This is a genomic window from Acinetobacter sp. SAAs474 (genome assembly GCF_032823475.1).
Classification (GTDB): domain Bacteria; phylum Pseudomonadota; class Gammaproteobacteria; order Pseudomonadales; family Moraxellaceae; genus Acinetobacter.
The window spans coordinates 540412-552992 of sequence record NZ_CP127915.1 but is presented as its reverse complement, the minus strand read 5'-3'; the positions used below and the strand labels follow the sequence as shown (position 1 = coordinate 552992).

General features: G+C 38.9%; 13 protein-coding genes. 8 read left to right on the top strand and 5 right to left on the bottom strand.

Annotated elements, in window-relative coordinates; genetic code table 11:
• Positions 1-15: 15 nt before the first annotated feature.
• On the bottom strand, positions 16-1503 hold the full coding sequence (locus QSG86_RS03590; RefSeq protein ID WP_317030240.1) for a YifB family Mg chelatase-like AAA ATPase: 1488 nt from the start codon (positions 1501-1503) through the stop codon (positions 16-18).
• 64 nt (positions 1504-1567) lie between these two features.
• Entirely contained in the window at positions 1568-1795 is a 228-nt protein-coding gene (locus tag QSG86_RS03585) for an accessory factor UbiK family protein (RefSeq protein ID WP_317030239.1), read from the bottom strand.
• A gap of 256 nt (positions 1796-2051) precedes the next feature.
• Between QSG86_RS03585 and glnK the strand changes: the two genes are divergently transcribed.
• From glnK to QSG86_RS03550, 7 genes are all read left to right on the top strand, one after another.
• Entirely contained in the window at positions 2052-2390 is a 339-nt protein-coding gene (gene glnK, locus QSG86_RS03580; protein ID WP_067722465.1) for a P-II family nitrogen regulator, read from the top strand.
• Between the two features lie 63 nt (positions 2391-2453).
• Positions 2454-3845 carry an ammonium transporter gene (locus QSG86_RS03575; protein WP_317030238.1) on the top strand — a complete coding sequence of 464 codons (1392 nt, stop codon included), beginning with the start codon at positions 2454-2456 and terminating at the stop codon, positions 3843-3845.
• Positions 3846-3978: 133 nt separating this feature from the next.
• Complete coding sequence (gene nrdR, locus QSG86_RS03570; protein ID WP_317032661.1) at positions 3979-4437, top strand: transcriptional regulator NrdR; 459 nt, start codon at positions 3979-3981, stop codon at positions 4435-4437.
• Positions 4438-4471: 34 nt separating this feature from the next.
• The gene (gene ribD / locus QSG86_RS03565; protein WP_317030237.1) at positions 4472-5575 is read left to right on the top strand and encodes a bifunctional diaminohydroxyphosphoribosylaminopyrimidine deaminase/5-amino-6-(5-phosphoribosylamino)uracil reductase RibD; all 1104 of its coding nucleotides are present in this window, start codon (positions 4472-4474) and stop codon (positions 5573-5575) included.
• Entirely contained in the window at positions 5572-6864 is a 1293-nt protein-coding gene (locus tag QSG86_RS03560; protein ID WP_317030236.1) for a DNA adenine methylase, read from the top strand. The genes ribD and QSG86_RS03560 overlap by 4 nt, the downstream gene beginning before the upstream one ends.
• A 599-nt stretch (positions 6865-7463) precedes the next feature.
• A complete protein-coding gene (locus QSG86_RS03555; protein ID WP_317030235.1) occupies positions 7464-8126 on the top strand; it encodes a riboflavin synthase in 663 nt (220 codons plus the stop codon).
• Positions 8127-8226: 100 nt separating this feature from the next.
• Entirely contained in the window at positions 8227-8772 is a 546-nt protein-coding gene (locus QSG86_RS03550; RefSeq protein ID WP_317030234.1) for a VTT domain-containing protein, read from the top strand.
• Between the two features lie 37 nt (positions 8773-8809).
• On the opposite strand, the gene QSG86_RS03545 is transcribed toward QSG86_RS03550, so the two are convergent.
• Genes QSG86_RS03545 through QSG86_RS03535 form a run of 3 tightly spaced genes read right to left on the bottom strand, consistent with a single transcriptional unit; the run spans position 8810 to position 11329 of the window.
• The gene (locus QSG86_RS03545) at positions 8810-9451 is read right to left on the bottom strand and encodes a hypothetical protein (protein WP_317030233.1); all 642 of its coding nucleotides are present in this window, start codon (positions 9449-9451) and stop codon (positions 8810-8812) included.
• Positions 9452-9474: 23 nt separating this feature from the next.
• On the bottom strand, positions 9475-9885 hold the full coding sequence (locus QSG86_RS03540; protein ID WP_317030232.1) for a DNA polymerase III subunit chi: 411 nt from the start codon (positions 9883-9885) through the stop codon (positions 9475-9477).
• The gene (locus QSG86_RS03535; protein WP_317030231.1) at positions 9878-11329 is read right to left on the bottom strand and encodes a leucyl aminopeptidase; all 1452 of its coding nucleotides are present in this window, start codon (positions 11327-11329) and stop codon (positions 9878-9880) included. The genes QSG86_RS03540 and QSG86_RS03535 overlap by 8 nt, the downstream gene beginning before the upstream one ends.
• Positions 11330-11479: 150 nt before the next feature.
• Between QSG86_RS03535 and lptF the strand changes: the two genes are divergently transcribed.
• Positions 11480-12580: an LPS export ABC transporter permease LptF gene (lptF, locus tag QSG86_RS03530; protein ID WP_317030230.1), complete on the top strand. Its 1101-nt coding sequence runs from the start codon at positions 11480-11482 to the stop codon at positions 12578-12580.
• Position 12581: the final 1 nt, after the last annotated feature.

Genomic DNA, 12581 nt, shown 5'->3' with positions numbered 1-12581 from the left:
AATCAATGAAAAATATTAGTGTTCAGCATGACGATAGGAAAGGGCTTCACTTAGATGAGTCGTTGTTACTTGATCAGCATCAGCTAAATCCGCAATAGTACGAGCAACGCGTAGTACACGATGATAACTGCGCGCTGATAATTTTAATCGTTGCTGGGCATGCTGTAGCATTTGCATCGCAACATGATCTAAAACAATAAATTTTTCTAATTGTTGAGGGTTTAAAGCCATATTTAAGCATTGTTGTCGCTGTATTTGTTTTTCATAGGCATTGATCACACGTTTTTGAACAGTTGCGGAGTTTTCGACGACTTGATGACGATGTAATTCATCTACAGATAATGGCGGCACATCAATATGTAAATCAATGCGATCAAGTAGTGGTCCCGAAATCCGTTGTTGATAGCGTTGAATGGTCGTGGCAGAGCATTGGCAGCGCTGATCCTGATTAAAAGCATAGCCACAGGGACATGGGTTCATGGCTGCAATCAGTTGAAAATTTGCAGGAAAGCTAATTTGCCTAGATGCCCTTGAAATGATAATTTGCTTTGATTCAAGAGGTTGTCTTAATACCTCTAGCACTTTACGATCAAACTCTGGTAATTCATCTAAAAATAATACGCCCAAATGGGCTAAAGTAATTTCCCCGGGCTTAGGCTGAGAACCACCACCGACTAAAGCCACCGCTGAAGCAGTATGGTGTGGTGCACGAAAGGGCCTTTGACCAAAATGATGCGGCATATTGGCGACCGAATAAATACTGGCAACTTCTAAGTTTTCTTGTAAATTTAGCGGAGGTAAGATACTGGCTAAGCGAGAAGCCAATAAGGTTTTACCAGTCCCCGGTGGGCCTCTAAATAAAATAGAGTGACCACCAGCAGCTGCAATTTCTAATGCGCGCCGTGGACGAATTTGACCTTTGACTTCTGCCAGATCAGGTGCGTGGCTTGCTATCGTTGCTTGAGGAGAAAGATGGTGAGCATCCATTAAAGTTAACTGTTGTAAATGATCACAAACCTGTTTTAAGTGCTGTGCTGCAAAAACGGTTAATGCATTAAGCTGAGCTGCTTCATCAGCATTGTCGAGTGGTAAGATCAGTTGATGTGCATCTTTTTGACAAGCAATTGCAATACTTAATGCACCAGTAACAGGGCGAAGGTGTCCATCTAGTGCTAATTCTCCAATAAATTCAATATTTTCTGTTGCATTTTGTGGTAACTGTTCTGTGGCAATCAAGATGCCTAATGCAATTGCTAAATCGAGTCTTGAACCATCTTTGGGCAAATCTGCTGGCGCAAGATTAATCGTGAGGCGTTTAGTGGGAAATTGAAAGCCACTATTAATAATGGCAGAACGTACACGATCTTTACTTTCACGGACAGCAGCTTCAGCTAATCCAACAATAGTTAGAGAGGGAAGTCCTTGACTAATATGGACTTCAACCTCTATCTGTGGGGCGTAAATACCGAATAGGCCACGGGTATAAACTTTGGCAAGCGACATTTATAATGATCCCATTTTGGTGCATTTTTATTTTAATTTTTATTTGCGCACACAAAAAATGTGCTTATTTTTTATCACTCAAACGTGTTTCAAGTAGCGCAATTTGTTCTAATAATTGATCTAAACGTAAATTGGCTTGATGTAATTGTGTACGTTGACGTTCAATTTCATCTTGAGAAACCAAATCCATTTTACTAACCGCTTCATTTAATAATGCCCGTAGATTATGTTCTAGGTCTTTTTTAGGCTGATCCATTTGTTCAAGAATCGCTTGTAATAAAGTTTCAATCATAAAAGCGTTCGCTCAAAATCATTTTATTGAGAGGATGACTATAGCATTTTATCATCGTTCTAGGAGGATTCGATCACTAAAATCGTTATTGTTGTTGTAAAAAAAAGTCGATTTTATACAGAACAAAAGTATTTAAGTGTATAAAATAGAAGAACGAAAAATGATTGCTAATATTTTATTTCCCCCGACTTAAGAAATTTGGCATGAAATTTGAACATAAAATCTTACTGGTGAAATAAGCCTAAGGAAAATACAGATGAAGCTAGTAACTGCTATTGTAAAACCCTTTAAATTAGATGATGTGCGTGAAGCATTATCTGACATCGGTGTTCAAGGGATCACTGTAACTGAAGTTAAAGGTTTTGGTCGCCAAAAAGGACATACAGAACTGTATCGTGGCGCTGAATACGTTGTTGATTTTCTACCTAAAGTCAAAATTGAAATTGCGATTAGTGATGACATGGTTGATTCAGTGATTGAGTCAATTACTCGTGTTGCTAGCACAGGAAAAATTGGTGACGGAAAAATTTTCGTTACCAATTTAGAGCAAGTCATTCGTATCCGTACCGGTGAAACAGGTGCAGATGCTGTTTAATTAATATTGCATAAAGTTTGCTGAGTAATAAATCACTCATTATAACTAGGTCGGGGGACACGAATGAAGAAAATACTATTTGCGCTGAGTTTGTCAAGCGCACTTTTAGGTGGATCTGTGGTTTGGGCTGAAGACGTATCGGCACCAGCAACAGAAAATATCACTGTCGTCGAGGTCAAACCAGCAGCTACAACGGCATTAACACCTGAAGTTGAAACCGATAAAGAGCCAACACCAGTTGTACAAGCAGAAGAAACATTAAATACTGGTGATACTGCCTGGATTTTAATCTCAACAGCACTTGTTTTATTAATGACCATTCCTGGCTTAGCGTTATTTTATGGGGGAATGGTACGCAAAAAAAATGTCCTCAGTACAATGGCACATAGTTTGGTTGCTGCGGCAATTGTCAGTATTGCTTGGGTGGTCATTGGCTATTCCTTAGCATTCTCCGAAGGTAATGCTTTTATTGGCGGACTGGATAAAGTGATGCTGAGCGGCATCACAACCCAAGCACTTACGGGGACAATTCCAGAAATTTTATTTGTTATTTTTCAAATGACTTTTGCCATTATTACTGTCGCAATTATTAGTGGTTCTGTTGCTGAACGAATGAAATTTAGTGCTTTTGTTGCCTTTATTACCATTTGGGTGATTGTCGTTTATGCCCCGATTACTCACTGGGTGTGGGGTGGTGGTTGGCTTGGCAGTGATGGTGCTTTAGATTTTGCTGGTGGTACAGTAGTTCATATTAACTCTGGTGTTGCTGGTTTAGTTGCTGCCTATATGCTTGGCAAACGTATGGGATTAGGACGTGAATCCATGGCACCGCATAATTTAGTACTTACAGTGATTGGTGCCAGTTTACTGTGGATAGGTTGGTTTGGTTTCAATGGTGGTTCGGCTTTAGGTGCCAATGGTTCGGCTGGATACGCCTTAATTGTGACACAAGTTGCTGCGGCAGCGGCGACCATCTCTTGGTTGTTGGTTGAAAGAATCATTCGTGGTAAAGCCTCTGTATTAGGTGGTGCTTCAGGTGCAGTTGCGGGCTTGGTGGTGATTACGCCAGCGGCAGGTTTTGTGACCGTGAGTGGTGCCTTAGTGATGGGATTAATTGGGGGTGTGGTATGTTTTTGGGCAATTACTGCATTAAAACGTGCCTTAAAAGCTGATGATGCACTGGATGCTTTTGGTTTGCATGGTATTGGGGGAATCGTTGGTGCAATCTTAACCGCATTTTTTGCCAGTGATTTTATTATGGGAGAAAATGCACCGAGTAATCTACTGTTGCAACTTTGGGTTCAAGTTGAAGGTGTTTTGGCAACGATCGCTTATTCTGCCGTGTTAACCTTTATCATCTTAAAAGTGATTGATCTGGTGATTGGTATTCGTGTTATCTCTGATGATGAACGAATGGGACTCGATTTAAGTCAACATGGCGAACGTGTCGAATAAAATCATATTATCAATATATTGTGTAAAACAGTCCATTTGGGCTGTTTTTTTTCTATATGTAGAAGAAGACTCTACAAAACTTGGTTTTTTTGCTACACTCAGAATTCGTTCAGATGTGTTCAATAAAACCGCTATGCATTGTCCTTTTTGCAACGCCGCAGATAGTAAAGTGATCGATTCTCGTTTGGCTGCCGAAGGCTGTCAAATTCGTCGACGTCGAGAATGTATTAGTTGTGGCGAACGTTTTACGACTTTTGAAACCTATGAAGTCGTGATGCCAAGAGTGATTAAGTCAGATGGTAAGAATGAGCCCTTTGATGAGGCTAAATTACGCCGTTCTTTGATGCATGCCTTACAAAAGCGTCCAGTCACGCAAGAACAAATTGAAACGGTATTAAGCGATATTCAGTTACAGATTCGCCGGCTTGGAGAGCGTGATGTTAAATCACGTACCATTGGTGAAATTGTCATGCAAACATTATTTGTGCTTGATCATGTTGCTTATGTACGTTTTGCATCAGTATATCAAGACTTTCAAGATGTTGAAGCATTTCGTCGTCAAATTGAACAAATGCAACAACGTGATCATTAAAGATTAAAATGTCGCCAAAGAGATTGTATTGATTATGTCTAAGTTAAGCCAAGATTTTTCTGATCTAGATCAAGTTTGGATGCAGCGTGCGATTGAATTGGCACGACTTGGACAATATAGCACCAAACCTAATCCTAATGTGGGCTGTGTGATTGTCAATCATGGACAAAAAGTTGGTGAAGGCTTCCATCCTAGAGCGGGACAGCCACATGCTGAGGTATTTGCATTAAGACAAGCCGGTGAGTTGGCTCAAGGTGCAACAGCCTATGTCACATTAGAGCCTTGTGCTCATTATGGTCGTACACCACCCTGTGCCAAAGGTTTAGTAAATGCAGGAATTAAAAGAGTAATCGTGGCATGTCCTGACCCAAATCCATTGGTGGCTGGCAAAGGTGTCAGTATTTTGCGTGAGGCTGGGATAGATGTTCAAGTGGGATGCTGTGAGCCACAAGCCCATCAGTTAAATGAAGGTTTTTTAAAGGCAATGGCTACTGGTATGCCTTATCTTCGTTTAAAAATTGCTTCAAGCCTAGATGGCCGAACAGCGATGGCTTCAGGTGAATCCAAGTGGATTACAGGTCCTGAGGCACGTCAGGACGTACAACACTGGCGAGCAATCTCGGGTGTGGTGATCACTGGAATTAATACCGTTCTTGCTGATGATTGCCAACTTAATGTGCGACAGTTGATCGGTGTCGATGATTTATCTGACGTGGTACAGCCAAAACGCCTTATTTTAGATCGACAAGGTCGTTTGCCTTTACAGGCAAAAATTTTACAACAGCCTGAAACAGTCATGGTGATGGGGCCTTATCGTCAAGCATTGGCAGATCTTGGCGTAACGCAACTTGCAATACAAGATTTGTCTGATTTATGCCGTTGTTTAGTGCAAGACTTTCAAATTTATGACGTAATGATTGAAGCTGGTGCAACCTTATCGACAGTTTTTTTGCAAGAAAAACTTGTAGATGAAGTGATCAGTTATGTTGCACCTACTTTTTTAGGTCAATCTGCATCTGCAATGTTTCATGCAAAGTTTAATCATATGGCAGAACAACTCCGTTTTAAGCTTATTGATGTCACACCATTGGGTGAGGATATTCGTTTAAGATTAAAACCTTCTCAAGAGACAGTATGAATTTAGAGTCTACGGTTTATCATAAACGCCGTCATGCAGCGCGTACTACAGATGAATATTTATTCCATCAGTTGGTTCCTTATTTAGGTAATAAGCGGCGCTTATTACATCTGATTCTTGAGGCATTAGAAAGTACGGGGACCTTAAATTGTTCAGAAGGCCGATCTCCTATTTTTGCGGATTTTTTTGCAGGTTCAGGTGTGGTATCACGTTTGGCACGACAAAATGGTTATCGTGTCATTGCCAACGATTGGGAACCCTATAGCCATGCATTAAATAGTGCTATTTTATCTTGTGTTGATGCACCAGCATTTAAAGAATTAGGCAGCTATCAGCATGCAATTGATTATTTAAATCGATTACCTGAAGTTAAGGGATGGGTCACGCATAATCTTTGTCCACGTAACGATGAAATTTATGATCCGGCAAAAGATCGTTTATTTTTTAAACGCCGTAATGGTATGCGAATTGATGCTATTCGTCAGCAAATTGCAACATGGCAGGCACAAGGTGCGATTGATGATGTTGAAATGAGTGCATTATTGGCACCATTACTTTATTCAGCCAGTTTTGTGAGTAATACCAGTGGAGTATTTAAAAGCTTTCATCATGGTTGGGGAGGAAAAACCCAAACAGCATTAGAGCGTATAGAATCGTTACTTTGGCTAACACCAAGTCGTTTTTGTGAGCGTGGCGATTCTAAACGTCCAGCAGCCGAAATGTGGTGCGTGGATGCACAACATCTTGCCAATCAAATGAGCAGTTTTGAAGTTGATGTTGCCTATTTGGATCCACCCTATAATCAACATGCTTATAGTAGTAATTATCATGTTTTAAATGCATTGACGCTGTGGGATCAAGTCGATTTACCATCACCTGATACCAAAGGATTTAAAAGTGGTATTGATCGTGCTTGGCGAAAAGAGCGACCAAGTCCATATAATTCTTCAAAGTACGCAAAAGAAGCTTATGAAAAGCTTTTAGAAACGATTAATGCACGCTTTATTTTGACTAGTTATTCGACAGATGGCAATATCGATGCAGTTGATTTATTACAGGCCAATTTAACCCGTGGCCATGTTACATTATTAACACAAGATGTACCGCGTTATCGTGTAAGCAAACAACGACAATCTGAACGTGCACGGGTCTTAGAATTTATCGTGATTACGGATACGCATCGTAAATCTGGACCATCTATGCGTCAATTATTGACTCAGTTACATCATTTTGCCGAGTTAGGTGGTGTAGACACCAGTGGAGTCAGTACGCAATTGGCGTTATGGTAATCAAAGAGACGTTATCCCAGCACTAGTAAAGATCGTTATCGCGTTATTTTCTGTTAAATCACAATTTTTCTGCTATAAAATTGTGATCAATATCTCGTAAAATATCTTGTAAAATATATTAAATTAAGCATCTTGATGGGTATTATCAATACTATCAGTATCGATAAATGATCTGGATTTAAGAGGATGTTTTGCTGATTATCGCTATGAATTTTATAATGGTTTAGACGGTCTTTATGACCGTCAAAAAAATATCAAATAAAAATAAAATTATATATTTTAATTGTTTATCTAATTATATCGGGTTGTATACTCGTCTTTATATGCTGTTTTCATCTTTGGTTTTTGTGAATAATTTCGTATTCAGTAGCATAATATAAATATTGTAAAATCATAGCTGCGTCATACAGATGAAACGATAGAACTTTATGGCTGCTGCTATAAGACATGATGTAATTTATGATAGTCTTAAAAAAATGCGAAAGTAAAATATTTTGCAATGAAAAAAAATTGACTTGCAACATTTATAACATATTGAAAATATGTGTTTTTCAATATTTAAAATATAATGTTGTCATTACACATCTCACAGGTGAAAAATGTTTACAGGCATTATTGAAAGTCTTGGTCGGGTCGAAAGCTTGCAAAATTTAGGAGGAGATCTCCGTTTGCGCATTGAAACTGACCTTGATATGTCCGATGTACATTTAGGAGATTCAATAGCAACCAATGGTATTTGTTTAACTGTGATTGATTGGGGTGACAACTGGTATAGCGCAGATGTTTCTAGAGAAAGTCTACAAAGAACGACACTCGAACATTGGCGTATTGGCCAGCTTGTAAATATTGAAAAAGCGATGTTACCGACAACACGTTTTGGTGGTCATATTGTGAGTGGTCACGTTGATGCTGTTGGTGAAATTACATTGGTTCGACATGATGCACGTTCATTATATTTTGAAGTTACGGCACCTGTTGAAATTGCTAAATATCTTGCTGAAAAAGGTTCCATCACGGTCGATGGTATTAGTCTTACCATTAATCATTTGCGTGGTCATATTCTTAGTCTTAACCTCATTCCACATACTGCCGAACGAACGAATATTGCAACCTGGCAAGTAGGTTGCAAAGTAAATTTGGAAGTTGATGTTATTGCTCGATATATTGAACGTTTATTATTAGGTGATAAGGCAGCAGAGTCTATATCGCAACCATCTAAAATCAGTGTCGACTTTTTGGCCGAACATGGATTTTTAAAATAAAGGATAGTTTATAAAATAGTCGAGCATAGATCAGACTATTTTATTTTTTATCAATGATTCACGTGTGATTCGAGAAAAATTTAAGATTTGGACCAAAAGTATGCTTGATTTCTTATTGAACCTTGAACAATGGCTTCCCGTCTTATTAGAAAACTATGGAGTATGGATTTATGCCATTTTATTTCTGGTAATTTTTGCTGAAACAGGTTCAGTGTTTATGTTTTTTCTACCAGGAGATAGCTTACTTATCGCCATCGGTGCATTATGTTCTACCACAGATGTGATTCATTTGCATTATATGGGCATTACGTTAATTACAGCAAGTATTTTAGGCTATACCGTGAATTACTATACGGGAAGTTTTTTAGGCATTAAGTATTTTAATAAGCACACACGGTATTTCAAGCCTGAATATATGGTGAAAACCAATAACTATTTTTTAAAGCATGGCGGAAAAACAATTCTCGTTGCACGCTTTGTTCCTTTTGTACGTTCCTTTGCACCTTTTGCAGCAGGCTCAGCAAAAATGAATCTGGCAAGTTTTACCTTTTATAACGTGATTGGTGGTTTTATTTGGATTGGTCTATTATTGGCCATTGGTTATGGCGTAGGGCATACGCTATATGCAGTTGCAGATGTTTTTTAAGTCCTTTAGGGTGTAAGGTACCTGAAATGCATAATCTTCATGATTGATGATTTTCATTGCTCGTATCAATGATCTGGTCAGCACTTTTTAAAATATATTCTATTTCTTCTTGAGCAGCACTATGTAATTTAGCTCTAAAAATAGTTACGGCTTGCTCAATTAACGTATCAGCCTCCAATTCTAGACGAATTTTTAGATTTTCACGTTGTGTCTGAATTTCAGCTTGACTCAGTAGTTGCGTGGCTTGGTTTGCAGTGGTTGTTTGTTCAGGATTTTGTTGATAGCGTGCAGTATATTGACAAATTTCTTGATCTAAATTTTGTCGAAGCTGAGTTAACTTTTCTGTTTCTTTGGCAAATTTGATTACTTCATCTTGTTGTAGTTGAGCTGCATAGGCTGCCTGTTCTGCACGTTTTTGTGCTAATTTTTGTTCTAAAATTCGTTGATGACGAATTTTCGCCTCTTGAATTAAGTGGGCTTTAAGCTCTGCATAAGCAGTTGCAATTTTATCCAGAGAATATTGTTGTTGCTCATCATCATGAGCAATCCAGTCATCTAAGGATGTTTCTGGTTTCAATAGATCAGAAATGCGTTTGAAATCTTCAAGATATGCCTGACGAACAGCTTCAGGTACCTGTAACCAACGCTGTTTAAAATCGGGTCCGACATTTAACGCCACCGCAGATCTCCTTAAGTGAATCACTATAACTTATATGTTTTAGGCTGAAGGCCTAGCTTACGATAATATTTAAATTTTTCACGTCCCAATGCTTTGGCAATATCGTGATTTTCAATAATCTCAATAATGTGACTAAATTTACTGAATTGTTCAAGTGGCTGCTTGTTAAAATTAATGATAATCCAATCACTTTCTTCGGGTAATGTCGCTGAAATACACACTGGATCCTGACTGCGATCAATGCCATGCCCAATAAAGCTACTTGGATCAAATGACCATAATTGAGTATCTAAATCCTGTTGTGTATTTGAGTCTTCACACCATAGCCAAATTCTTTGTGCCTCTTGTCGAAGAATTTTCCGACATAAACGGCAAGTTGCAAGTACTTGCCGTTCAGGGCTTTTTTCAAATAGATAAAAGTTGATTTTAGTCATCAAGATTTACACGGTTGGCTAAAAACTGGACCAATAGTGGAACGGGACGACCAGTCGCACCTTTATGGTTGCCTGAATTCCAAGCTGTTCCTGCGATATCTAGATGTGCCCAGCGATAGTCACGGGTAAAACGTTGTAAGAAACACGCGGCTGTGACAGCACCAGCTTTGGGACCACCAATATTGGCAATATCTGCAATAGGCGAGTTTAACTGTTCTTGATAATCCTCAAGGACAGGCATGCGCCATACACGATCAAAACTAATTTTGCCTGCAGTTGTTAAGTCTGTAGCTAATTCATCATCTGGTGTAAACATGCCGGTTAATACTGAACCCAGTGCAACTACACATGCACCTGTCAGTGTTGCAATATCAATAACCAGTGCAGGATTAAAGCGTTTAACATAGGTGAGGGTATCGCATAACACTAAACGCCCTTCAGCATCTGTATTTAAAATTTCGACAGTTTGTCCACTCATTGTGGTGACGATATCACCTGGACGAGTCGCTTTAGCCGACGGCATGTTTTCTGCTGCTGCAATCGCACCGACCACATGAATCGCTAAACGTGCTTCACATAATGTACGTATTGTACCGAGTACAGAAGCCGCTCCACACATATCAAACTTCATTTCATCCATCCCTAAACCAGGTTTTAATGAAATGCCTCCGGTATCAAAAGTAATCCCTTTACCGACCAGAACGACTGGATCTTCTGTACGATCTGAATGATATTCAAGGATAATTATACGTCCAGGACGATCAGAACCTTGACTCACTGCTAAAAATGCACCCATACCTAAATTGGCAAGTTGTTGTTCTTCAAGTACAGTCACTGTGAGTAAATCTGGATATTCTGCTGCCAAGGCTTGTGCTTGTGCCGCTAGGTATTCTGGAAAACAAATATTGCCAGGTTGATTGCCGAGATCACGTGCCAGATTTTGCCCAGATTGGATCGCTTCAATTAAATCAAGTTGTGATTGTGTTAATGTGCTTTGTTCAGTAATAAAGTGGATATTTTCAAGAATAAACTGATTTTTCTTTGATTTATACTCATCGAATCCATAGGCTGCTTGAGTCAAACTTAGTGCGAAAATATAGTGTAGCTCAGCAGGGAGAGCATTGATATCAATGTGAATATGCTTAAATTTTTTTTGAGCTGCCTGAATAATTGTTTGGGCAATTTTAGCCACTTGAGTCGCTGATAACTCATCAACTTTTCCCATACCAATCAGCATACTATTGCAATGATTATCGATGCATTGAAGTAATGGCAAAGTGTCATTTAAGCTGGCTTGAAATTGTGTTGATTCTACTAAGTTTTCAAGATGATCAATTGCATAACGTGTTGCAACATGATTTATTTGTGCAGAATCAGTGATGATAAATATCGGCTGACCGTGGTGCAGCGAGCTTTGAGCTGCAGATGTAAGCGTAAGTTTCATATGCTGGATCTTGGACCTTATATCAATTTAAGTTTCATTGAAACATTTTTATAAAATCAGTTTCAATCTTCAACATCAGTATAGTTCTATATTTTCAACTTTAGGGTAAACTAGTGATAGTTTTTTCATCCCATTTTTGGAAGATTCAATTTGATTATTCGGCGTTATCTGGTCAAACAAGTGGTTTCGACATCATTAGTAGTCATCGCCTTATTGACGTTGATTATGATGGGTGGTCGTCTGATCAAGTATTTTGGCGTTGCAGCACAGGGCCGACTTGATGTTAGTATCTTATTTAGTATCATTGGCTATCGCTTACCAGAATTTCTAACGCTCATTTTACCATTAGGATTTTTTATTGCCTTAATGTTGGTGTTTGGCCGTTTATATGTTGACCATGAAATGGCAGTACTTAACAGTAGTGGTATTAGTCGTCAATATTTAGCAAAGTTATTAGTACCGTTAACAGTGGTATTTCTTGTATTACAAGCATTTTTGATGTTCTGGGCATCACCATGGGGCTTGCGTAAATATGAGGAATTAACCTCGATACAAGCCGTACGTTCAGGATTTGATTTGGTTCGACCGAGAGAGTTTATCTCATCAGGTCCTTATACCATCTATGCAGGTGATTTATCTGAAGACCGGCAAAATCTCAAAGATATTTTTGTTTATCAACGCGCACAAACAGCAGACAAGCCCGATGTGATCATCATGGCGAAAGAAGCTAAGCGTATTGATATGCCTAATGATACTGCCAGCGTGGTGGATTTAAGTCAAGGTCGACGCTACGCCATATTTCCAGGTAGTCCCAAATATACGCATATTGAATTTGAAAGCTACCGATTACGGTTAGAAAATAATAAAAAAGCTGAATTTGTTACCGATGAAGTTACTGCATTACCGACATCACAATTATGGCAAAATCGGCATAATCCCGTTGTTGCCAGTGAATTATGGTGGCGCGTTTTTGTTCCTTTTTCTATCTTTGTGGCGTTGTTTTTGGCAGTCGCACTTTCTGAAGTCAGTCCGCGTCAAGGGCGTTATTTAAAACTTTTTCCTTCATTACTGATCTTTGCCAGTTTGATTGTGATTCTGATGGCATTGAAAACACGGATTAGTAAAGATGAAGTAGGGGCTTGGACATATCCCGTAATATTACTGATTTATAGTCTTTTTGCTGCTTTGTTTGCACGAAAACAAAAGTTGACGGCAAAATTTAAAAATCCAAATAAGCAAGTGAGGTCTTAAT

Bases quoted from the DNA above. Each gene is read 5' to 3' on its own strand.
- QSG86_RS03590 (WP_317030240.1), bottom strand. From the start codon at position 1,503: ATGTCGCTTGCCAAAGTTTATACCCGTGGCCTATTCGGTATTTACGCC.
- QSG86_RS03585 (WP_317030239.1), bottom strand. From the start codon at position 1,795: ATGATTGAAACTTTATTACAAGCGATTCTTGAACAAATGGATCAGCCT.
- glnK (WP_067722465.1), top strand. From the start codon at position 2,052: ATGAAGCTAGTAACTGCTATTGTAAAACCCTTTAAATTAGATGATGTG.
- QSG86_RS03575 (WP_317030238.1), top strand. From the start codon at position 2,454: ATGAAGAAAATACTATTTGCGCTGAGTTTGTCAAGCGCACTTTTAGGT.
- nrdR (WP_317032661.1), top strand. From the start codon at position 3,979: ATGCATTGTCCTTTTTGCAACGCCGCAGATAGTAAAGTGATCGATTCT.
- ribD (WP_317030237.1), top strand. From the start codon at position 4,472: ATGTCTAAGTTAAGCCAAGATTTTTCTGATCTAGATCAAGTTTGGATG.
- QSG86_RS03560 (WP_317030236.1), top strand. From the start codon at position 5,572: ATGAATTTAGAGTCTACGGTTTATCATAAACGCCGTCATGCAGCGCGT.
- QSG86_RS03555 (WP_317030235.1), top strand. From the start codon at position 7,464: ATGTTTACAGGCATTATTGAAAGTCTTGGTCGGGTCGAAAGCTTGCAA.
- QSG86_RS03550 (WP_317030234.1), top strand. From the start codon at position 8,227: ATGCTTGATTTCTTATTGAACCTTGAACAATGGCTTCCCGTCTTATTA.
- QSG86_RS03540 (WP_317030232.1), bottom strand. From the start codon at position 9,885: ATGACTAAAATCAACTTTTATCTATTTGAAAAAAGCCCTGAACGGCAA.
- QSG86_RS03535 (WP_317030231.1), bottom strand. From the start codon at position 11,329: ATGAAACTTACGCTTACATCTGCAGCTCAAAGCTCGCTGCACCACGGT.